21 protein-coding genes are annotated in these 21,061 nt (G+C 36.0%); 9 read left to right on the top strand and 12 right to left on the bottom strand.

Annotated features, from left to right (window positions below; genetic code table 11):
• Positions 1-15 precede the first annotated feature (15 nt).
• Complete coding sequence (locus AVJ19_RS03540) at positions 16-1,533, bottom strand: CoA-acylating methylmalonate-semialdehyde dehydrogenase (protein WP_111858426.1); 1,518 nt, start codon at positions 1,531-1,533, stop codon at positions 16-18.
• Positions 1,534-1,694: 161 nt separating this feature from the next.
• Between AVJ19_RS03540 and AVJ19_RS03535 the strand changes: the two genes are divergently transcribed.
• Positions 1,695-2,576 (top strand): LysR family transcriptional regulator, encoded by an 882-nt coding sequence (locus AVJ19_RS03535; protein ID WP_111858425.1) that lies wholly within the window; start codon positions 1,695-1,697, stop codon positions 2,574-2,576.
• 79 nt (positions 2,577-2,655) lie between these two features.
• Here AVJ19_RS03535 and dsbG read toward each other — a convergent pair whose 3' ends face one another.
• Genes dsbG through dsbD form a run of 3 tightly spaced genes read right to left on the bottom strand, consistent with a single transcriptional unit; the run spans position 2,656 to position 6,205 of the window.
• Complete coding sequence (gene dsbG / locus AVJ19_RS03530) at positions 2,656-3,414, bottom strand: thiol:disulfide interchange protein DsbG (protein WP_416240566.1); 759 nt, start codon at positions 3,412-3,414, stop codon at positions 2,656-2,658.
• Between the two features lie 8 nt (positions 3,415-3,422).
• A complete protein-coding gene (locus AVJ19_RS03525) occupies positions 3,423-4,262 on the bottom strand; it encodes a TlpA disulfide reductase family protein (RefSeq protein ID WP_111858424.1) in 840 nt (279 codons plus the stop codon).
• Complete coding sequence (gene dsbD, locus AVJ19_RS03520) at positions 4,259-6,205, bottom strand: protein-disulfide reductase DsbD (protein ID WP_111858423.1); 1,947 nt, start codon at positions 6,203-6,205, stop codon at positions 4,259-4,261. Before dsbD ends, AVJ19_RS03525 begins: the two co-directional genes overlap by 4 nt.
• A 110-nt stretch (positions 6,206-6,315) precedes the next feature.
• Between dsbD and AVJ19_RS03515 the strand changes: the two genes are divergently transcribed.
• Both AVJ19_RS03515 and AVJ19_RS03510 read left to right on the top strand, forming a co-directional pair.
• The gene (locus AVJ19_RS03515; RefSeq protein WP_111858422.1) at positions 6,316-6,999 is read left to right on the top strand and encodes a response regulator transcription factor; all 684 of its coding nucleotides are present in this window, start codon (positions 6,316-6,318) and stop codon (positions 6,997-6,999) included.
• Entirely contained in the window at positions 6,996-8,360 is a 1,365-nt protein-coding gene (locus AVJ19_RS03510) for an ATP-binding protein (protein WP_111858421.1), read from the top strand. The genes AVJ19_RS03515 and AVJ19_RS03510 overlap by 4 nt, the downstream gene beginning before the upstream one ends.
• 203 nt (positions 8,361-8,563) lie before the next feature.
• Here AVJ19_RS03510 and AVJ19_RS03505 read toward each other — a convergent pair whose 3' ends face one another.
• Positions 8,564-9,451, bottom strand: coding sequence for an EamA family transporter (locus AVJ19_RS03505; RefSeq protein ID WP_111858450.1), 888 nt, complete (start codon positions 9,449-9,451; stop codon positions 8,564-8,566).
• A 307-nt stretch (positions 9,452-9,758) separates the two neighbouring features.
• Here AVJ19_RS03505 and yddG point away from each other — a divergent pair, with 307 nt between their 5' ends.
• The 3 genes from yddG to AVJ19_RS03495 all read left to right on the top strand — a co-directional run bounded on the left by yddG (position 9,759) and on the right by AVJ19_RS03495 (position 12,475).
• Positions 9,759-10,685, top strand: a complete 927-nt coding sequence (yddG, locus tag AVJ19_RS03500) for an aromatic amino acid DMT transporter YddG (protein WP_111858420.1) — start codon at positions 9,759-9,761, stop codon at positions 10,683-10,685.
• Positions 10,686-10,859: 174 nt separating this feature from the next.
• Positions 10,860-11,021, top strand: coding sequence for a hypothetical protein (locus tag AVJ19_RS22175; RefSeq protein ID WP_171334153.1), 162 nt, complete (start codon positions 10,860-10,862; stop codon positions 11,019-11,021).
• Positions 11,022-11,035: 14 nt separating this feature from the next.
• Positions 11,036-12,475: a PLP-dependent aminotransferase family protein gene (locus AVJ19_RS03495; protein ID WP_111858419.1), complete on the top strand. Its 1,440-nt coding sequence runs from the start codon at positions 11,036-11,038 to the stop codon at positions 12,473-12,475.
• Between the two features lie 20 nt (positions 12,476-12,495).
• Here the strand turns inward: AVJ19_RS03495 and AVJ19_RS03490 are convergent, their stop codons facing one another.
• The 3 genes from AVJ19_RS03490 to AVJ19_RS03480 are packed head-to-tail and all read right to left on the bottom strand — an operon-like array spanning position 12,496 to position 14,196.
• Positions 12,496-13,365 (bottom strand): MBL fold metallo-hydrolase, encoded by an 870-nt coding sequence (locus AVJ19_RS03490; RefSeq protein WP_111858449.1) that lies wholly within the window; start codon positions 13,363-13,365, stop codon positions 12,496-12,498.
• Position 13,366: 1 nt separating this feature from the next.
• Entirely contained in the window at positions 13,367-13,780 is a 414-nt protein-coding gene (locus AVJ19_RS03485) for a DUF6691 family protein (RefSeq protein ID WP_111858418.1), read from the bottom strand.
• Between the two features lie 2 nt (positions 13,781-13,782).
• Positions 13,783-14,196: a YeeE/YedE family protein gene (locus AVJ19_RS03480; RefSeq protein ID WP_111858417.1), complete on the bottom strand. Its 414-nt coding sequence runs from the start codon at positions 14,194-14,196 to the stop codon at positions 13,783-13,785.
• A 288-nt stretch (positions 14,197-14,484) separates the two neighbouring features.
• Here AVJ19_RS03480 and AVJ19_RS22855 point away from each other — a divergent pair, with 288 nt between their 5' ends.
• A complete protein-coding gene (locus AVJ19_RS22855) occupies positions 14,485-14,601 on the top strand; it encodes a hypothetical protein (protein ID WP_416240565.1) in 117 nt (38 codons plus the stop codon).
• 90 nt (positions 14,602-14,691) lie between these two features.
• Here the strand turns inward: AVJ19_RS22855 and AVJ19_RS03475 are convergent, their stop codons facing one another.
• Genes AVJ19_RS03475 through AVJ19_RS03465 form a run of 3 tightly spaced genes read right to left on the bottom strand, consistent with a single transcriptional unit; the run spans position 14,692 to position 18,478 of the window.
• The gene (locus tag AVJ19_RS03475) at positions 14,692-15,963 is read right to left on the bottom strand and encodes a GDSL-type esterase/lipase family protein (protein ID WP_111858416.1); all 1,272 of its coding nucleotides are present in this window, start codon (positions 15,961-15,963) and stop codon (positions 14,692-14,694) included.
• Positions 15,964-15,999: 36 nt separating this feature from the next.
• On the bottom strand, positions 16,000-17,085 hold the full coding sequence (locus tag AVJ19_RS03470) for a DUF459 domain-containing protein (protein ID WP_111858415.1): 1,086 nt from the start codon (positions 17,083-17,085) through the stop codon (positions 16,000-16,002).
• Positions 17,072-18,478, bottom strand: coding sequence for an MBOAT family O-acyltransferase (locus tag AVJ19_RS03465; protein ID WP_228203278.1), 1,407 nt, complete (start codon positions 18,476-18,478; stop codon positions 17,072-17,074). Before AVJ19_RS03465 ends, AVJ19_RS03470 begins: the two co-directional genes overlap by 14 nt.
• Positions 18,479-18,859: 381 nt before the next feature.
• Between AVJ19_RS03465 and AVJ19_RS03460 the strand changes: the two genes are divergently transcribed.
• Together AVJ19_RS03460 and AVJ19_RS03455 are read left to right on the top strand one after the other, a co-directional pair.
• The gene (locus tag AVJ19_RS03460; protein WP_111858414.1) at positions 18,860-19,609 is read left to right on the top strand and encodes a hypothetical protein; all 750 of its coding nucleotides are present in this window, start codon (positions 18,860-18,862) and stop codon (positions 19,607-19,609) included.
• Between the two features lie 14 nt (positions 19,610-19,623).
• A complete protein-coding gene (locus AVJ19_RS03455) occupies positions 19,624-20,094 on the top strand; it encodes a hypothetical protein (RefSeq protein WP_111858413.1) in 471 nt (156 codons plus the stop codon).
• Positions 20,095-20,099: 5 nt separating this feature from the next.
• Here the strand turns inward: AVJ19_RS03455 and AVJ19_RS03450 are convergent, their stop codons facing one another.
• Complete coding sequence (locus tag AVJ19_RS03450; RefSeq protein ID WP_111858412.1) at positions 20,100-20,999, bottom strand: LysR family transcriptional regulator; 900 nt, start codon at positions 20,997-20,999, stop codon at positions 20,100-20,102.
• Between the last annotated feature and the right edge of the window lie 62 nt (positions 21,000-21,061).

Here is a 21,061-nt window from a genome sequence, read left to right as displayed (position 1 = left end):
ATTTATGTATTGATATTAACGAAGGTTAATCGTGGTATTGACTTCGCCTTTTTCTTGAGTGTCTTCAAACCAACGGCTGGTAATGGTTTTGGTTTGCGTATAAAACTGTACCGCTTGCTTACCATAAGGACCTAAGTCACCGAGTTTTGAACCTCGTGAACCTGTGAAACTAAAGAATGGAACAGGCACAGGAATTGGAATGTTAATACCCACTTGACCAATATCAATGGTGTTTTGGAATGTACGTGCCACTGCACCACTTTGAGTAAATAGACCCACACCATTTCCAAACGGATTGGCATTAATCAGTTCAATCGCTTCATCTAAAGTATCGACATTGATAATCGCTAAGACAGGACCAAAGATTTCTTCTTTATAAATGCGCATGTCAGTTTTGACATTATTAAATACTGTTGCACCTACAAAGTTACCATTTTCATAGCCCACCACTTGCACATCACGACCGTCAAGCAACAGCTCAGCACCTTGCTCAACACCGCTATTGATCAAATCCATTACACGAGCTTTAGCACGTGGAGAAATTACAGGACCAATATCGGTATTTGGCTCATGTCCAGCATTGACTTTTAAAGTTTTGGCTTTTTCGACAAGTTCATCGACCCAATTTTTGCTTTCGCCAACCATGACTGCAACTGAAAGTGCCATACAACGCTGACCTGCTGCACCGAAAGCTGCACCAACCAAAGCATTTAAGGTTTGATCTTTATTGGCATCTGGCATTACGACCACATGGTTTTTTGCACCCATCATTGACTGAACACGCTTGCCGTGTTGACCTGCAAGATTATATACATGCGTACCCACAGCCGTAGAACCCACAAATGAAATTGCTTTAATATCTTGATGTGTACATAAACGATCAACAACTTCTTTGCCACCATGTACAACATTTAACACGCCTGCTGGAATGCCTGCTTGTACTGCAAGTTCAACCAACATCATGGTTGATAATGGATCTTGCTCAGAAGGTTTTAACACAAAAGTATTGCCGCAAACGATTGCCATTGGGAACATCCACAGAGGAATCATTGCAGGGAAGTTAAATGGTGTAATACCAGCACAAACGCCAAGTGGTTGTTGCAAAGTATAAGTATCGACACCACGTGCCACGCCTTCAACATACTCGCCCATTTGCAAAGTACCAATTGAACACGCATGCTCAACCACTTCTAAACCACGTTGAATATCGCCTTCAGCATCTGCTAAAGTTTTGCCTTGTTCTGCTGTAAGAACTTTTGCAATGTCTTTCATGTTGTCACGAATCAAGTCTTGTAATTTCAACATGATGCGCATACGTGCTTGGATTGGGGTTAAACGCCAAGTCTTAAATGCTTCTTGTGCAGCTGCAATTGCCGCATCAACTTCATCCAAAGTCGCCATTGGCACACGACCCAAAACTTCTTGTGTCGCAGGGTTAACGATGTCTTGCCACTCTTGGGTTTTAGACTCTACAAACTGACCGTTAATAAGCAACTGTGCTGTCGTTGACTGAATATTTGACATTGTGTTCATAACCTCTCCATAGGTTGTATTTTTTGTTGTTGCAGCTTTTAAAAATCGAAAACTTAATTTCAGAATTCCTGTTTCAATTGAGACTAACAAAGAAAAATTTGACGACCAATAGAAAATAACGCACGATTGCTGTGCAAATATGCACAAGGAACATCACCACAATGAAAGTGGATTGGGATCATTTACAATACTTTTTAGTTTTGGCACGTGCGAAAACATTGACCAATGCTGCCCGTATGATCGGCGTTGAGCACAGTACGGTTTCTCGCAGAATACAAGCCTTAGAGCTAGCTTTAGGTACGCCGTTATTTAAACGAGAAGCCACAGGCTATGAATTAACAATGGAGGGTTTGGCACTCGTTCCTCGAGTTGAACAAATGGAACAAGCTTTTTTACAAATTGAAAAACCACATCAACCTTTGCAAGGACGTGTGCGAATTGGCACACCTGAAGGATTTGGCACCGCATTTTTAGCCAAGCTATTGGCAGAATTGTCCAAACAATATCCACTTTTGACCATTGATTTAATTCCTGTTCCGAAAATGATTAAGCTATCACATCGTGAAGCTGACATTGTGATTTCGATTGATCGACCAAAGTCTGGTCCATATATCATTACTCGATTAACAGATTATTGTTTAAAAATTTATGGCAGCAAAAACTACTTAAATAACACCCAACCCATTCATAAACTTGATGATTTAAAATCACATCGTTTTGTTAATTATATTGATGACTTGGTCTATAGCCCTGAATTGTATTGTCTAGAACGGATTCCCTTACAACTCAATGCAAGCTTTCGTAGTAGTAGTATTTTGGCACAGCAGATTGCTGTGAGTGCCGATGCAGGATTGGCAATATTGCCCAAATTCTTAGCTGAAGAAAAACCTGAGCTTGAGCAAGTTCTCAGTGCTGAAGTACGTTTTGTACATACCTTTTGGATGCTGACTTTGGTCGATTTACAACACGAACCACGCATCAAATTGGTGTGGGATTTTTTACGCAAACAGGCAGATGAATATCAACATTTACTGATGGATTGAGTTCTTGTTTTTCTAAATGACTTGAATAAGATCCTAGATTTAAGATCTTATTCACATTAAAAATTTTACAATTTCAAAATTACTTTTCAAACACTTCTTTTAAATCTTTTGGCATACCTTGTGCTGATTTAAACTCACCTTGCTGACTTTTCCAAATCACCGCAGGTGTTGCAAAGAAGCCATATTTATCCATCAGCTCTTGGTTAGCATCAATTTTTGCCGCAATCTCAGCCGGAATATTTTGCATCGGTTTTAAAGATTTATCCCCCGATTTTAAATTCAGTTGGCTAAAAACTTGCTCAGGGTTTTTCGAGGTCAATAATGTTGCCACTTGACCACGACTTTCTTTACGGATTACAGCAACTTGAATATGACGTAATTGGACTTTACCTGACTTAACCCAAGGACGGGCTTTTTGCCAAAACTGATGACAATATGGACAGTTTGGATCAGAAAAAACATAGACGATACGAGGCGCATCCTTTTTGCCATCTTGGATATAAGTTGATTTTTCCAATGATTTCCACACATCGTCCAGAACTGCATCTCTGACATGGGTATTTAAAGCATCAACCGATAAATTTTCACCTTTGGCATTATATAAATCACCTACGATGTAATATTTTTGATCATTGGAAATAAATACTGTTGCAGGATATTGCTCTCTGTGCCCCGCCCAACCTGTCATATTGGCAGGTGCAGGAATTTCTTTCACAAATTCAAAACCCTCATTCGCAATCTGTTGCTGTAATGGTGTGAGTGCAAAGCTTGAACTTACACTCCCAAACATACATAAAGTTAAAGCGATTTTTCGTGATAAATAACGAATATTTTGCATAATTTCACCTATTTTAAATGATCAGAATTCGAAATTTTCTTTAAATATTGTTGCAACATGGCAGGAGACAATTCCCCCATATGTCTGTCAACCAATTGTCCTTGTGCATTAAAAAATAAGGTACTTGGCAAACCAAACATTTTCATTTCTTTGGCAAGTTCACCCTGCGGATCTAGCAAAATATGCTGAAATGAAAATTGATTTTTAGTTAAATAAGCTTGAACTTTTTCAGCACTTTCACCTTGATTTAGCATGACGAAATTAATTTGTTTAAAATCCTTGTGCGCTTGTGCTAAAACAGGCATTTCTCGATGACACGGCGGACACCAACTTGCCCACAGGTTAATAACCGTAGGTTTTCCGATAAATTGTTTTAAAGGAGTTTGCTGTTGTTCAAGGCTACTAAACTGCATATTGGGATAGAAACTTTGTGGTTTTTGCCACTGTTTTAACCCCAAACTAAATGCACAAATTAAAGTGAAAATGGTCACAAAAATGACTTTGTTTTCCAGTTTAAATGCACGATTTTTCCATAAAAACCATGCCACACCCGCAATTACACCACCATAAAAATGAAAGCCTTTGTCTTGAATCTTAATCATATCGATGGGTGATGCCACATACACATCCAAATTTAACAGCACAAAAGCCAGTCGTGCTGCGATCAATCCCACCCACAATGTTGTCCATAAAGAATCAGAGAAAACCTGCCAAGTTTGCACTGACCATTGCTGCTTTTTCTGTAGAATCCTACCAACAACGTAGACAATAACTAAAGCCAAGAGCACCAAAAGCAGTGGAAATGGCAGCATAAAAGGTCCCAAATGAATGGCTTCAGCAGAAATCATTGCCCATGCTCTTGTTTTAACTGTGCGAGTTTTTGCAAAAATTGTGGCGCTGTAAAAGTACCTGTTAAGCGTAAATCACGCATTTCTTGTTGCTGCGAATTCAGAAAAATCATCGTTGGTGGACCTAAGATTTGCCATTTTTTTAACAATTCATCTTGTGACGCCTCAGGATGAGTTAGATCAAGTTTAATCCGAACCACATCTTGCACAGCAGCCTGTACATCTGCACGAGGAAAAACTTCTTTTTCAATCGGTTGACATGCTACACACCAGTCTGCATAAACATCTATGACAATGGCTTTTTGCGTATTCTGTGCCAGTGCTTGTTCAAGTTGCTGTGCATTGGTGACTTTGATCCAAGGATGTAATTGTGCTAATTTTTCCGTTGAGTTTATTTGTTGAAGCGCTTGGCGGGTTTGCCAAATCCCTGCACTTGCTGTGACTAAAGCAAGTAGTAAAACCAATATTTTATAAGGTAGTTTGGCAACATGGCGTATGATGGCGAACAGATAAATCGTCATTGCACCCAGTAAAACTGCAAATAAAATAAAGTACACAGCCGATGGCAATAAAGGACGTGCAAAATAGACTGCCATCAACAACATGACAAAACCAAAGCTAAACTTCAGACGATCCATCCATAACCCAGGTTTTGGTAAATATTTCGCCCCAAATACGCTAGCAATAAATAATGGAATTCCGATGCCTAAGCCCAGTAAAAACAGATAAAAACCACCCAATAAAGGCTGTTCAAGATGTGAAACATACAGCAAAGCACCCGCCAACGGTGCACTCATACACGGACCTACGATCAGCGCAGAAATCGCACCCATCATGCCTGCACCCACCAAAGTTCCGCCTTTTTGACGTTGTTGTAATTTATCTAAACGCTGTAACAACCCACGGGGCAAAGAGATTTGATATAAACCAAATAAATTCAGTGCAAATACCACAAATAAAATCGCAAAAATGCTGATAAATATCGGGTTTTGAAACCAACGTTGAATCCCAAAACCGAGTTGCGACACCACGACACCCATTAAGCCATAAACCAAAGCCATACAGATCACAAAAGTGGATGCTATCGCTGCTGCTTTATAGCCCTTACTACGTTGTACTAAAATGCCTGATAAAATAGGAATTAATGGCAAAGAACAGGGTAAAAATGCCAGTAGAATTCCTAAAGCCAAAAACACAAAAATATTAAAAAATATGTTTTGTTGATCTAATAATTTCAAGAAAAATTGATCATTATTCCATTCATTTTGCAAAGATTGATTTTGCTCTACAGGCACAATTGAAGGCGTATTTTCTTGTATTTGATCAGTTTCTTGTACTTGGCTTACAGATAATTCCTCTTGTACAGGCGTACTTACAGAATTTACATTTTTTGCTGCATTTAATTCAGTAGCTTGTTCTTTAACAGGTAATGTGTCTTCTATAACTTTATTTTTCAGTAACCGATTATTTTCATTTGGATTATTCTCCAATAATTTTTCTGAAGTATTTAGTCCAACTTTAGCAAGTTTTTGTTGAGGTAATAAACCTGAAGCATCAGTTTGAATGGTTGTATGCTGTAATGGGTAACACAGTCCATCCTCAGAGCAACCCTGCCATTGCACCTTATATTGTTGGTTGGGTTGAACCTGAATGGTACTTGTCACTTGGTTATAATGGACATTGGTCTTACCAAAAGTTGGATCATCTTTTTCATGTCCTTTTGGTAATTTTAGCACCAGGTCTTTTTGCCCTACACTGACTTTAAATTGGTCATGGTATAGATAATAATGTGGCGCAACCTGCCAATTCAGTTCGGCTTGTTGTTGTGAAATAGAATGTGCCTGAAATTTAAATGCTTGGTCTGGGGGTAAAAAATCCTCATTGGCAAAAATAGCTGTCGAAGCCAAGCTCAGTACGACACCTGTTAAGGTTTTGATAAACATATCAATCAATCTAAATAATGTGACTGAAAGCATTATCATCGAAAATGGGTTAAGAGAACATTAAGACTTGTTTTTCTTTGTAAAATACTCACATGATCAGAGGAATACTTATGTTTGTTGTCTTGGTGGAAGATGATCCCTATATTGCACAAAGTATCGTAGCTGCACTGGATTATTTAAATATTTCAATTGAGCATGTTGCTACTGCCCAAGCGGCAGATTATTTTATCCGTAAAAGCGCAGTAGATTTGTGTTTACTCGATTTAGGTTTACCTGATCAAGATGGCTTAGAGTTGCTTACCGCATGGCGCAAAGACCAACTACATGTCCCTGTTCTTGTCCTCACTGCTCGCAATCAAACCCAACAATGTGTTGAAGCCTTAAATGCAGGTGCAGATGACTACCTCAGTAAACCTTTTGATTTAACAGAACTCATTGCACGTATTTATGCTTTAACACGGCGCCATCGTGGTTATTCATCTAATATTTTAAGTATCGCTGATCTAAAAATTAACCAAGATACCCAACAAGCTTACTATCAACAGCAAGCTTTAACGCTGTCCCGCCGTGAATATAGCCTACTCGAAACCTTTATGCTGTATCCAAATCAAGTATTACGCACCGAACAATTAATCGACAAAACCTATGGCTTCCAAGACAGTATTGAGAGTAATGCAATAAATGTACATATCCACCATTTACGGCAAAAAACTCATCCAGATTTAATTCAAACTGTGCGTGGAGTTGGCTATATTTTAAAAACTTCGACCGAACAGCAAGAAGAAAAGCCATGAAAAGCTATAGCTTAAAATGGCGTTTAGTTTCGACCTTACTGATGGTTTTTATCCTACTCTGGTCGATGGTTTTTTGCTGGTTATACTATGATTTACAAAAACAATTACAACAGACCTTAGATGAACGTCTTTCAGCCTCTGCCCATATGGTCGCACGTTTGATTCGTCATCTACCCGTGCATGATTTACCGAGTGTTTTAGAATCTGTAAATGCTGAAAATGCCAACCCTAATTTAATTGCATGTGAAGTTTCATTTTTTAGTTCACACATTTCGACAGAGCAAAAAGTCATTGCCCGCACCCAAGATGCGCCTGACAATCTCAGTAGTCAAAATTCAGGCTTTAGCACATGGACACACCACGGTACTGAATGGCGCAGCTACACCTTAAAAAAGGGACAAATTCAGGTCGTTTCTGCTGAAAAATTACAATTACGGGCAACATTACTTGCACAAATTTTAAAATCGGTACTGATTCCACTCATTTTTACTTTAGCTTTATGTGTGTTTTTGATTTTATGGATTATTCGTATTGAATTTCAGCCTTTGGATCAAATTGCACAACATGTCACGCAAAAAAAGCAAAATTTATCCGAAGCTACACACTATTTATCCGCATTAAAAACTCAAAATATTCCTACAGAAATACAGCCTTTTGTCGACAGCCTAATTGAATTGATCCATAACTTAAACGAAAGCTTAGAAAATGAAAAAAGCTTTAGTGCTTTTGCTGCTCATGAGCTACGCAGTCCCTTAACTGCAATCAAAACTAATGTGCAACTGAGTTTGCTGATGCTGCAACAATCTGGTGAACAACAGTCTAAATTGGCACAAAATTTACAACAAGCAGAACAAAGTATTCAACGTTATCAACAACTACTTGAACAATTGCTGTTACTGAGTAAAACTGAATTACATGGTAAACAAACCCATGAAAATACGCCTGTCGCAGCAGTACTTCAACTTGTTATTCAAGAGTTAAGCCTGAAATATGCACTGGAAAATACGCATTTACAAATCCAATGGGACAGTCTGACAAATTTACAACTGCCTGCTTCAACCTTACATATCGTCTTAAAAAACTTAATTGAAAATGTTTATTTACATGCTCAATCCTATACAAAAATTGAAATTTTTATGCAGAATAATCATTTGATTGTTCAAGATAATGGTATTGGTTTAAATGATGCGGAATTGCAATTATTAACCAAACGCTTTTGGCGAAAATCCGCACAAAATACAGGGCATGGCTTAGGTTTAGCTTTGGTGAATGTTCTATTAAATAAAAATGCCTATATGATCAACTTTCAGCATCATCAACCACAAGGCTTAAAAGTGGTCATTTCTCAGATTGAACATTAAAATATCACCATTGATCAGTATCATTATGTAAGTACGATATATTCTAGAATTAACGAACAAAAAATAACCAATAATGCTATTTAAATTTATATTTCAAATATTTAAGCCATGAATAAATCCACAATTTCTATGGATATCTATGCAGATAAGCTTATTTTCAGTTTAAATTTCCTCATGAAATATAATCACTTTCTTATGACAAACTAAGCCCAAATCACCAAAATAGCAGCGATCACCACCAAAACAAGCCCAACATGCTCTGTTTTAGCTAATTTTTCTTTAAAGAAATACACTGAAATCAATAAACTAAATAATATTTCGATCTGACCAAGTGTTTTTACAATCGCCACAGATTGCATACTCATCGCCGTAAACCAACCCAAAGAAGCCAAGAAACTACATACGCTGACTTTAAAAGTAAGCCCGATTTTCTGCCACATTGCTAACAATGTTTTTCGACTAAAAAGACTTAAAAACAGCAACATAGAAATACATTGAAAACCGATAATACTGAGCAGTACCCACGCTGCTCGATGTAAATATGGCAATGTACTCAACTCTAAACTGGCTTCACGAACCAATAATGAAGTAATCGCAAAGCACAAGCCACTGCCAATACCGATCATCAAGGTTTGCAATGAAATGTGTTCTTTTTTCTTGCCATTACTCAGTAAGAATACTGCTACGCCACCAAGTACAACCCCAAACCAACCTAATATTGTTAACTTTTCATGTAAAACTGCGACTGCAATAATTGCAGCTAATATGGCTTCACTTTTCGCTAAGCCCACACCAATTGCATAATTTTTTTGTTTAAAGAGCTGCACCATTAATGCCGTTGCAGCAATCTGACTGAGTCCTGCAATAACAATATAGAGCCAATAACGAACAGTAAATTCAACTTGTACGGTCAAGGGTTGCTGCTGATATAAAATATAGATATAGCAAACCGCAAAAGGCAATCCGAAAATAAAACGTGCTAAAGTCACACCATACACATCAACCGTGAGACTTAATTGCTTTTGAAAAGCATTGCGCCATGCCTGCATAAATGCAGCCATAACTGTAAATAAAATCCAAATTGATGTCATAAATTGTGACTTAAACATAAAATTCAAAACAGACTTGAATATACACCTTTCAACTTGAAAAATATGATTTTGCTATTAAATTTCCGTATTTTTCAAACTTTAATTTTTTGATATTCAGCAATAGCTTTTTTTATTTATTGCACCTAGTATTCAAACTTTTCTCTTTTACCAATCATTCAAATAAATCACTTAAAAAGCTGTTTTCAATCTTAAAATCCGTCATTCAATAAAATAAAAAAACACTATACTATGCACATCAATTTTTCATCCTAAAACGCCCTATTTTCTAGGCAAAAGCAGCTTCGTCATGTCAAAAAATCTCGCTACGCTTCTTGGCTTTAGTGCTATTTTGCTTTGGTCTTCTTTGGTTGGATTATTAAAAAAACTGAGTAGTCTATTAGGTGCTGATTATGCTGTTACACTGATGTATAGTTTAAGTGCGATTATCTTATTGATTATATTTAAAATTCCAAATTTAAAAATTATTCCAAAAGCTTATCTCATTGGTGCATCTCTATTATTTTTAGTTTATGAATTGTGCTTTTCTTATGCGATTGCACTTGCTCAAACGCCTCAACAAGCCATTGAAATTAGTTTAGTGAATTATTTATGGGCAAGTCTAACCGTAGTGATGCTGATTATTTTCAAAGAACTAAAATTTAGCCTGTTTGTCGTCTTTGGCTTAATGGTCAGTATGAGTGGTATCATTTGGATTCAAACAGGCAATAATCAACTTTCTTTATCTACGCTGATCTCGCATTTTATGTCCAACCCATTCAGCTATATTTTGGCGTTAATGGGTGCAATTTTATGGGCGATTTATTGTGTGATTACTCGAAAATATAGTCAAGGACATAATCCTATTGCTCTGTATTTCATCATGATTACAGTAGTTTTATGGACAAAATTACTGATGACACATTCTTTCGAGACACTCCCCAAAATCAATTTTGAAGTTCTTCCCTATTTACTTGCGGTTGGTTTTGCAACAGCATTGGGTTATGCCGCATGGAATATTGGTATTATCAAAGGAAATATCACGTTTTTAGTCACACTTTCTTATTTTAGCCCTATTTTTTCTACCTTATTTTCCATGTTGATTTTACAAACAACATTGTCGATCGAATTTTGGCATGGTGTATGCTTGGTAACATTAGGCTCACTGATTTGTTGGATTTCAACCAGTTGGGAACATATCAAACCACGCATTCAACGCTTGAAAATTCAGTTTTAGTTGTTCTTGATTCAATTTTAAAAATATGCAAATTCAGTCTATAAACCATATTCAAATATAACAGATAGGTTTTATTTGGTTGATCTGTTATATTTTTTTAGTACAGTTCTGTGTATAGCACTTTTTTTTGATCTTTTTCATACTACACATACAGATTGAAATGAGATCACTCCCATGAACCACGATCAAGATTCAAAAAAAGCACCACAATATGCTGACAGCTCTATCTCAGACAAAGCATTTAAACGTATGATTATTTGGTTTTTTATTTACTGTGCGTTGTTTTGCATCGGCGTTATTTTTGCCGTAGGTGCAGACCACGCATATCTAAATTAGTATTTTGAGTATTTATGTATAAATCAGACCAATTGGCACAACATCTTCGACAGCTTATTGAAAATGGCACGCTCAAACCCAACGAAAAACTACCCTCTTTGCGGGATCAGGTGCAACGTTCGGGTTTTAGCCTCATGACAGTGATGAATGCCTATCAAGCACTAGAAGCACAAGGTTTAATTTATTCAAAAGAAAAATCAGGTTATTTTGTAAATGATTATTTAAATGAAAAATCACAAAATTCTCAAACTATCGTATCAATCAATGCGCAAGTTGAAATTAATTCGCTGATTTTTAAATACCTCAAATCGATTCAACCTTTAAGCAATTTGGGCTTAGGTTCAGCATTTCCATCATCAGAATTGGTCTATTCGCAAAAACTGACCCAAATCATGGGGCAACTTTCTCGCTCTAAAAATAGTTATTTGCATGTGGACAGTTTTCCACCCGGAAATATTGAACTGCGAAATATCATTGCACAGCGCTACAGTCTACATGGCATTGCGACTCAAGCCGATGATCTTGTGATTACGTCAGGATGTTTAGATGCACTCAATCTTGCTTTGGCTTCAGTCGCACAAGCGGGTGATTATATTGTTTTACAAGAAACGATTTTTTACGGTGCTTGGCAGGCTGCTGAAAGATTGGGGCTGAAAGTCATTACTGTGCCTGAACATCCTCGTTTAGGTATTGATTTAGATGCCTTTGAGCACATTTTAAAAAATTATCCCATCAAAGTATGTTGGTTGATGCTCAATAGCCACAATCCCATTGGCTTTACTGCAAGCAATGATACCAAACAAAAAATTGCTGAACTTTTACATCAATATCAAGTGTATTTGATTGAAGATGACGTCTATGAAGAATTGTATTTTGGTCAAAAAAAGCCACTATCTGTCAAACACTTTGATCAACACAATTGGGTTTTACATTGTTCTTCTTTTTCTAAAACTTTAGGTGCTAACTTTCGAGTTGGCTGGGTACATGCTGGAAAATTTTCAAATAAAATTCAACATTTACAACTCATGAGCACTATTTCAACCAATGCGCTTTTACAAAATGCCTTAGTTGAGTTTTTACAACATCACCATTATGAAAAGCACTTACGTCAACTCAGACGCAATTTAGAACGCAATAAGAAACAAATTTTTCATTATCTCGAACAAAATTTACCTGAACAATGCCAAATTTTTTCTTATGCGAGTGGTTTTTTTCTCTGGATCAAACTGCCGATTTCTGTAGACAGTATGGATATTTATCACGATCTTATTCAACAAAATATAGATGTAACACCTAGTCAGCTCTTTAACATGCTGAATTCTCAGCAGCATTATTTACGTTTAAATTGTTCATTTACATGGACAGCAGAGATTCAGCATGGCTTAGATTGTTTAATTCACAGTATTCAAACTAAAATTCAGCAGATTCAAACGCAGCACAGCATAGATATATGATCAATAAATCCTAAAATATTCTAGGATTTAAAATAGTTAAATGGAATTTTTAAATACTGCACACCATTACTTTCAGCTTGAGGAAAATGCCCTGCGACCATATTAATTTGAATTGCGGGTAAGATCAGCTTTGGCATAGCTAAAGTTGCATCACGTTGCTCTCGCATATGTACAAAATCTGCTTTTTCTATGCCAATATGCACATGAATATTCTTTAATTTCTGTGCTTTTACACTGCTTTCACACTGATATTCTGTTCGTGTTTGAGGTAAATAATCATGACATAAAAATAGTCGAAAATGCTCAGGCAATGAAAATATTTTCTGTATAGAATCATAAAGTTGTGATGCACTTCCTTTGGGAAAATCACAACGTGCTGTGCCATAGTCATGCATAAATAAAGTATCACCGACAAAAACACAATCTTCGATCACATAACTTAAGCAGGCAGGCGTATGTCCGGGTGTCGCAATACTATAAGCATCCAGTTGCCCAATTTTAAATGTCTCATCTGCTGCAAATAAATAATCAAAAGCCACATTAAAATATTCCGTATTTTCAAAGTGATAAATATCAGAAAAGGTCTTTTGTACCTCACTGATTTTCGCACTCATTGCGACTTTTCCGCCTAATTTTTCTTTTAAATATTGTGAAGCAGTTAAATGATCAGCATGTACATGGGTTTCTAAAATCCATTGTACTTTTAAATTATTGGCTTGAATATAAGCGATAATCAAATCCGCATGCGTCGTTGTGGTACTTGCTGAAGCCGCATCATAGTCTAAAACACTATCAATAATGGCACATTGCGATGTGATTGGATCTGAAACAACATAACTAAAAGTATGGGTATTTTCATCAAAAAAATCTTGTACCACAATTGTTTGCATATTATTTTGCTCCATCAAATTTGCGATGTAACCATACACCAATGAACATTGCCGCAATGAAATAGATCGCTTGATAATACCCTAAACCAATCAAAGTAAATGCAGGTGCGGGACAAATTCCTGCGATTCCCCAGCCTATACCAAAAATTAATGCACCAAGAATTAAACGTTTATCAATTTGTGTTGATGTTGGTAATTCAATTTTTTCATGAAATAGTGTCACAGGTTTACGGATGGCTTTTTGAAATGGAATAAATGCCACACTGATTGCACCAATCATGACAAACATCAAACTGGCATTCCATTCACCAAATAAGTCTAAAAAGCTGAGGACATTTTCAGGATTTGCCATACCAGACCACATCAAACCTATTGAAAATAAACCACCAAAAATAAAAGCCAAGATATTTTTCATATTTACCATCCCAATAAATGACGCATCACGTAAACGGTGATAAAGCCTGCGAGCATAAACACACTTGTTGCCACCATTGAGCGTTTAGACAGTCGACTGATTCCACAAATCCCATGCCCACTGGTACATCCAGAACCTAAGCGTGTACCAAAACCGACCAATAAGCCTGCAATTATCATTGCCAATGGAGATGCATTGATCTCGATCTTTGGAGTGAAAAATAGACCATAGACAAAAGGGGTCACAAATAAGCCCAATAAAAACCATGTTGCTGGGCGTTGGAAGAAGCCTGTTTTATTGAAAAGTTGTCCAATTAATCCACTAATTCCTGCAATTCTACCGTTGGCATATAAATAGCCAACTACAGCAATGCCTAATAACGCACCGCCAAGCAAGGCATTTAGATAGGGATGCATATCTGATCACTCAATAAACATTATATGTTTTCATAATATATAATTATTAAATATATTCAACATTTGATTTGTAATTTTATAGATATTAAATCCTAAAAGTTTGAATCCTGATTTATTTTAATGTACAAAAACCGATACAGATGTACTATTTATCTGAAAAATTATCAATAAACTCATATAATCAATACAAAAAAACGCATCTGTTATAGTTTTTTAACGCATTTCTATACCTTTTATTTTAATTTAAATAAGTCACAATAAATCATCAACTGATAAAGGCTGATTACTATGAATTTTTTACGAAAGCATAATAAAGCGAGTTTTGTATTTTTTATCATTACTGCGTATTCATTACTTGGCTTTACGCTTGGCTATATTATTTGGGAATTTATTCTGTCTAAATAAAAGCTTTGTTGTGAGCATTTTATAGAAAATAGCGTAATTGAATCAAAATACTCCATTCAATTACGTATATTTTCCAAGTTTCATTAAGTCTTAACGCCCAATGCTTTTACACTCATTAGAACCTTCTAAACAGATTTGTGCAAAGCCAAGTTGTCCATAATTGGTGAGTGGTGTTGAATTGTTATTATTCGGTTCCGTGTTTGATGTAGGTTGAGTATGATCTATATTTACACCTGAAAGATTGAGCACATCAGCAGCCAAACTACGCCCTAAACGCTGATAACCTGATGCTGAGAAATGTACGCCATCTGCTCGCCCTAAACCTTGATTGATCCAAGATTTCATTGAACAACTACCGCCCATTGCTTTTTGCCAATCCCAATATAAGGTATGCATAGATTGAGCGACTTCTAATTGCATGCTTTGAACTGCACTTAATTTAATCGGTCGGCTACCACACTCACCTCCTGTACGCTTTAAACTTTCAGGTGCAGATATGATCATCACCGCCGTTTGTGGTGAACTTATTCTAATCTTTTGAATTTTATCAACTAAAATAGAACGTGCTTGTTCAACATCTAGGTTATCATTATATGCTTCGTTAGTACCATACGCCAAAATCACTAAATTTGGCGCAACAGCAGTCAATTCATTTTGCCAATCATTGCTCCAACGGTTCCAATAAGACAACTCCGCTCCATTAATTCCCAAAGCTGATACAACCGCACCTGAACCATTTTGATTTTTCGCCCACCATCCACCTAAAGCTGAGTTTTGGTTATGCTGTGCAGTAATGGTAAATGGCAGTTTTGCTGTAAAACGCACGGTTTGCCAACGGTTGTTTTTAATAGGTGCTTCTAGTGTAAAACTTTTTCCATCAGCATCCACTCCTGTAAATGCTGCATCGTTGGCTGCTTGGCGAATACTGACTAAAATATTTTGCGCTTGTTCAAACTGTTTTGCTTTGATGGTTAATGTTGCACCTGCATGTTGTGGTACAGCATTTAAACCGCCCAAAGTATAATTATCATTACGTTGGGTACGACTTGAAATAGGACTCCAACCTGAGTTGTCATAACCAAATCGTGCCATACGCTGACCCGAAAAATACATTGGCATACCCCAACCCATACCCCCATTACCCAAAGCATTTTGCAGTTGTTGACGTAGAACATTGGTCATTTCATCTGCGGCAGTATGCGAGTCACCAAACTGCACCACATGTACATCACGATTTTGGATCGCTGCATTTAACTTAGCAGTATTTGGCTCATTAAAATTAGTTAAATTACTTGCAAAACTTTGTCCAATTGCAAGGCTTGTTAAAATACTTGCAACAAGCGTTTTTTTAATCATTGTCATGAATTTACCTAAATCGAATCTCTAATTAGATGTTGATTACTGAATCACTTTTAAATGTTGGCTAATCACATCTGCAATCGCTTTTTGCCCTTCAGCGGAGAAATGAATCCCATCCGCACTGCGCATTTTAATTGACTGACCATCTTTAACCAAATAATCACTATAAACATTGTTCTTATTACCTAAAATAGGTCGAGAATCTATGAAGAATGCTTTACTTTTTTGTACCTGATCTGCAACCAATTGATTTAAATAAATCATTTGTTCATTGAGTTGGGGTTTACGCATATTTGGTGGCGTTAACCACATCACGCTGACATTATGCTGTTTCGCTGTATCAATAATCTCGATAATACGTGAACGATAAATGGCTTCCCATTCAGGTGATTTAAATTTTAAATACGTTCCGCCTTTCGGATTTGGCATATCCCAAGGGTCATTTGGTCCTAAGAAAACCACCAAAATTTTAATATCAGGATTGCTTATAATCGTATCTTTAATGGTTTTTGGCCAATCAAAAAAGCTTGGATAAGATAATCCTGTACTTTGTTTACTAAGATTCACTGTTTTAATTTCATAATTTTCCAGTAAATGCTTTTGTACAAATGGTGCAACCCCTTGCATCAAAGAATCACCTGCAAAAAATACTTGATCATTTTTCGTTAAGCTAAATTGATTCAGTAAATTTTGATGCTCACGTGCTGCTGCTTCTTTGGCTAAACGAATTTTTTCTTGCTTGGCTTTTTCAGCCAATTGCTGTTTATACGCTGCGGTATAAGCATAATCATGATTGAAGATATCGACAATATATTGATTATTTTGCTGAATTGAGTTTTTTGCGACATCGTGTTCAGCATAAAACAAGGTGCCCAATTCACCGCCTTTTTGCCAAATTGGATATTCATCAAAAAACTTGAGTGGACTATCTTGATGATAAGTTTGCTGATAATAGGCATTCACTGAATTTTGCATAATCCATATGCCTAAAACCGCTGTTATCACTAAAAATAATACTGTATAAAGCACACCCTGCCAGTGATCATTTTCAATGTGATCCTGTGCTGTAGCCTGTTGATAATCAACGTTTAAATCTGTTATTTCATTTGAATTAGAAGTTGGCATAAATAAACCCAGGAATGCCTGATGGGGCACAAATTACAATGACAATAAAAACAATCAGTAAAGGTACAAAAAGTGCATATTTCGGTAATATCTCAAAACGCATTTTTTGTATTGAAAATAGACGCTTGATAAATGGATATGCAATCCAAGAAACTGTTAATAAAGTTAATAAATACAATGGATTATTTGACCATTGCACATTGATATAATTAGTAAATAACGCTTGAAAAACTTGTATCGCTTCTTCAAAAGTTTTCGCACGGAAAAACACAAAGCAAAAACAAACAAAGTTAATCGTCACAAATACACCTAAGACTTTGCCGATCCAACTCGATTTGTACAATGCATCACGGGCTTCTTTCGCTGAAACTTTAAATACTTTTTCATAAAGTTTGTCTGCAACATTGAGCAGTACCAAAGCTAAACCGTGAAAAAGCCCCCATAAAAAGAAATTCCAACCTGAGCCATGCCAAACACCTGAAAGTACCATCGCCAACAATAAATTAAATTGGGTACGTACAAAACCGCCACGACTCCCACCCAACGGAATATAAATATAATCACGAATCCATGTCGACAAACTAATATGCCATTTGTCCCAAAAATCACGAATATTATGCGCAAGTAATGGCGCTCTAAAATTGACAGGCAATTTAAAGCCAAGTAGTAGACCAAAAGCGATCATCATTTCGCTATAGCCCGAAAAGTCTAAAAATAGTTGTAAGGTATAACCGTAAATCGCAGCGAGCACTTCTAAACTATGATATTGCATCGGATTTGCAAAGACTGGATTGACCCAATTATCAGCCAACCATCCTGCAATCCACCATTTTTTCACCAATGCCAAAGCGATTAATAAAAATGCCAAACTTGGAAATAAAATATGACGGCGCTGTGATGAACGAATTTGCTCACTCATACCACAGGCGTGTCCTTGAATATCCGTTAAGCCTTTGGCACTTTGCGCACGTGCAATCGGTCCTGCGGTAATGGTGGCAAAAAATGAAAAGTGCATGAGTAAATCGCTAAAATTAAAGCGCGGTACTCCAACTTCTTCACGGTAACGACTAACCAAATAGCTAATTGCTTGAAATGAATAATACGAAATCCCTAAAGGTAAAATCAGATTTGCCACCAGACCAGAACTGTCTAAATTTAAGCTATCAAATGCAAGCGTGATTTGCGCTTTGAAAAAGTCATAAAACTTAAATAAAGATAATTGTGCAATAGTCAGCACAATACCAAGTAATAATAATTTCTTTTTATGCTGTGTATAGCGCTCCATCAAAACACTGATCAGAAAAACCGCACTGGTAAATCCAAATAAAATCAATACAGGTAATTCACCTGCCATCAGATAAATCACCGTATAACTAAACAGGATCAAAATCATATTTTGTATTTTCGGGCTAAAACGAAATGACCAATAAATACAAAAAAAGGCAATGAAAAACAGACAAAACTCGATGGACAAAAACGAAAACATTTCAGCTACTGCACTGCGATAACGGCGCAAATATAGCACTTGCATTACACTTTTAAAACAAAAAAATAATCAATAAAATCAAACAATTAAATTTATTAAATCAAATTGTTTGACAAAATATATTCTATTTGTACATTTTGCATACAAAAAAAATCCGATCATCAAAATTTGCGTTAAAAATATAGAATTTTTCTCTTAAATACTCATCTATTTTTAAATTGCATTTTTGAATATTTCCATGCACAATAAATTAGAGCAATTACTCTAATTTTAATAAAAGGAATAAAAATGCTTGGTGATCGTGCTTGGATGACCTTAACGCAAGGCAAATTAAGTTTTAAAGATAAAATGACTTTGATGCAAAAAGTGATGCTTCCTGCGACTTCTCATTTTGTAAAATCAAGATTTACCAAAGCATCAACTGTGAATCATTTGACACGAGAGCAAATAAACATTCCTGACACTGCGATCATCAAAGATGCCCTTTTTGAATTAGAACAAACCCATTGCCAAAAAACGATTTTACATTCATGGCGGTGTTATTTTTGGGGTGTGGCTATTGCAAATATCAAACAATGGCAATTTGATGAGGAGAATTTTTTAATAGCCAGTTTATTACATGATGTGGCTTTGGCAAATCCAAAAGCTGAATATCAAAACTGCCAATGCTTTACATTTGAAAGTGCCTTACGTTCAGAAAGTATTTGTCATCGACATCATTATCCTACCCATAAAACGCAACAAATTTCAGATGCGATCTGTCTACATATGAATGGTCATTTAGATGAAAATGATCCTACTTTGGCAAAAGAAACTTTACTTTTACAGCAAGCAACTGCCTATGATGTGATTGGTACTCAACCTGAATATATTTCACAACATTATCATACTGAAATTTTAAAGCATTACCCTAAAGAGGGTTTCAAAACACGTTTTCAAGATTTAATTCAGCAGGAAACCAAACGACATCCACATGCTAGAACTGCTCTTTTGAATGCTTTAGGATTAAAGTTGATGATTCAATTGAATAATAAATAAAAAGGAAATTAAAAATGAAATTTAGACCTCTATTAGTATTTAATCTATTTGTAGTCACCCTCATAAGTGCTTGTAATATAAAAACTGACGATAATTTGCATAAACAGACTAAAGAAAAAGAATTACAGATGAATAGACAACTACCTTTCATTGCTGATCAAAATGCTATTCATCTTAAACCTATAATCCTTTTACAAGAAAAAGAACAAGAAATGATTTTATCTATTAAAAATCAGTGTTTAATTGCAAATATACCTGACACAAAAAAAGATTTTTTATTCATTTTTAATAAAAACCAAACCGCAATTTATGATTCAAATCATCAAATAATAGGGGTGCGAGATAACAAATCGAAAAAAGAAATTTTATTGAATACAAGTTTCGGTGTAGCAGGCTTGGCTTTAGCAAATGATTCAATTCAATACAAATTAAACAAACCAACTCAATGCCCTGATAATACAATTATAGTAGGTGATTTTCTGTGAAAAATTTAAAAGTGAATTTTATCGCGATGATGGTCAATAATATCCAACCAAGCATGTGTTGCGGGACTCATCGTGACTGATCTATTCCATGCCATACTAAGAGTCCAATTTAAATTGGGCTGTGTCAAAAGCGCCGTATTATAATGTGCTTGATCCAACTGATCACAATAAATTTTAGGTAATAGTGCCAAGCCCATATCGAACTCAACCATTTTTGAAATAAAGTCCCATTGCCCACTTTTACACACAACATGTGGTTCAAAACCCGCCGTTTGTGCTGCTGCGATTATCACATTATTTAAGGTAAATGAGTCAGCATATAGTAAAAATGACTCCTCTTTTAGTTCAATAAAATCTACATTTTGTCGATTTTTCCACTTTGAATTTTTGGCTGATAATAAACACAAAGGTGAGTCTAATACTGGAATCGCTGAAAAATTGGGTCTTAGATTACCCAGTAAAATACCAACATCTACCGTTTTTGCAGCGATCGCTTCCTCTACACCATTTGCACCAACTTCTAAAAATCTAAGTTCAATTTCAGGATATTGTTGATGAAATAATGCAATTAATGGACTAAATAACACAGAACCCAAAGGTGGTAAACCGATGGTCAATTTACCTTTTTTCAGATATTGTACTTGTTGAATGGTGTCATAAATTTTTTGTTGTTCTTCTAAAATCGTCACCGCATGTTGGTAGATTAATTCACCTGTATAAGTTAAATGTACCTCACGTTTACGCCCTGCCTCCCCCTTTTTAAAGAGTGCTGATTGTAATTCATGTTCTAAATTGGCAATGGCTTTGCTGATCGTCGGTTGAGTCATACATAATTTTTCTGCTGCTAGAGAAAAACTTTGCACTTCTACAACCGTACGAAAAATTTTTAAATTTTTTAAATCCACAAATTATTCCTTTTAAGAATAATATTAATTTAATTATTCATAATTTAACATAAAGATTAGAA

It is taken from the genome of Acinetobacter sp. CFCC 10889 (genome assembly GCF_003268395.1).
Lineage (GTDB): Bacteria > Pseudomonadota > Gammaproteobacteria > Pseudomonadales > Moraxellaceae > Acinetobacter.
This window is presented reverse-complemented; position numbering and strand designations above follow the sequence as displayed.

What these genes read in the sequence shown, in the direction of transcription:
- AVJ19_RS03460 (WP_111858414.1), top strand. Translation starts at nt 18,860, where the DNA reads ATGCTTGGTGATCGTGCTTGGATGACCTTAACGCAAGGCAAATTAAGT.
- AVJ19_RS03485 (WP_111858418.1), bottom strand. Translation starts at nt 13,780, where the DNA reads ATGAAAAATATCTTGGCTTTTATTTTTGGTGGTTTATTTTCAATAGGT.
- AVJ19_RS03480 (WP_111858417.1), bottom strand. Translation starts at nt 14,196, where the DNA reads ATGCATCCCTATCTAAATGCCTTGCTTGGCGGTGCGTTATTAGGCATT.
- AVJ19_RS03525 (WP_111858424.1), bottom strand. Translation starts at nt 4,262, where the DNA reads ATGATTTCTGCTGAAGCCATTCATTTGGGACCTTTTATGCTGCCATTT.
- AVJ19_RS03515 (WP_111858422.1), top strand. Translation starts at nt 6,316, where the DNA reads ATGTTTGTTGTCTTGGTGGAAGATGATCCCTATATTGCACAAAGTATC.
- AVJ19_RS03505 (WP_111858450.1), bottom strand. Translation starts at nt 9,451, where the DNA reads ATGACATCAATTTGGATTTTATTTACAGTTATGGCTGCATTTATGCAG.
- AVJ19_RS03470 (WP_111858415.1), bottom strand. Translation starts at nt 17,085, where the DNA reads ATGCCAACTTCTAATTCAAATGAAATAACAGATTTAAACGTTGATTAT.
- AVJ19_RS03495 (WP_111858419.1), top strand. Translation starts at nt 11,036, where the DNA reads ATGTATAAATCAGACCAATTGGCACAACATCTTCGACAGCTTATTGAA.
- AVJ19_RS22855 (WP_416240565.1), top strand. Translation starts at nt 14,485, where the DNA reads ATGAATTTTTTACGAAAGCATAATAAAGCGAGTTTTGTATTTTTTATC.
- yddG (WP_111858420.1), top strand. Translation starts at nt 9,759, where the DNA reads ATGTCAAAAAATCTCGCTACGCTTCTTGGCTTTAGTGCTATTTTGCTT.
- AVJ19_RS03455 (WP_111858413.1), top strand. Translation starts at nt 19,624, where the DNA reads ATGAAATTTAGACCTCTATTAGTATTTAATCTATTTGTAGTCACCCTC.
- AVJ19_RS03475 (WP_111858416.1), bottom strand. Translation starts at nt 15,963, where the DNA reads ATGACAATGATTAAAAAAACGCTTGTTGCAAGTATTTTAACAAGCCTT.
- AVJ19_RS03535 (WP_111858425.1), top strand. Translation starts at nt 1,695, where the DNA reads ATGAAAGTGGATTGGGATCATTTACAATACTTTTTAGTTTTGGCACGT.
- dsbG (WP_416240566.1), bottom strand. Translation starts at nt 3,414, where the DNA reads ATGCAAAATATTCGTTATTTATCACGAAAAATCGCTTTAACTTTATGT.
- AVJ19_RS03510 (WP_111858421.1), top strand. Translation starts at nt 6,996, where the DNA reads ATGAAAAGCTATAGCTTAAAATGGCGTTTAGTTTCGACCTTACTGATG.
- AVJ19_RS22175 (WP_171334153.1), top strand. Translation starts at nt 10,860, where the DNA reads ATGAACCACGATCAAGATTCAAAAAAAGCACCACAATATGCTGACAGC.
- AVJ19_RS03465 (WP_228203278.1), bottom strand. Translation starts at nt 18,478, where the DNA reads ATGATTTTGATCCTGTTTAGTTATACGGTGATTTATCTGATGGCAGGT.
- AVJ19_RS03540 (WP_111858426.1), bottom strand. Translation starts at nt 1,533, where the DNA reads ATGAACACAATGTCAAATATTCAGTCAACGACAGCACAGTTGCTTATT.
- AVJ19_RS03490 (WP_111858449.1), bottom strand. Translation starts at nt 13,365, where the DNA reads ATGCAAACAATTGTGGTACAAGATTTTTTTGATGAAAATACCCATACT.
- dsbD (WP_111858423.1), bottom strand. Translation starts at nt 6,205, where the DNA reads ATGTTTATCAAAACCTTAACAGGTGTCGTACTGAGCTTGGCTTCGACA.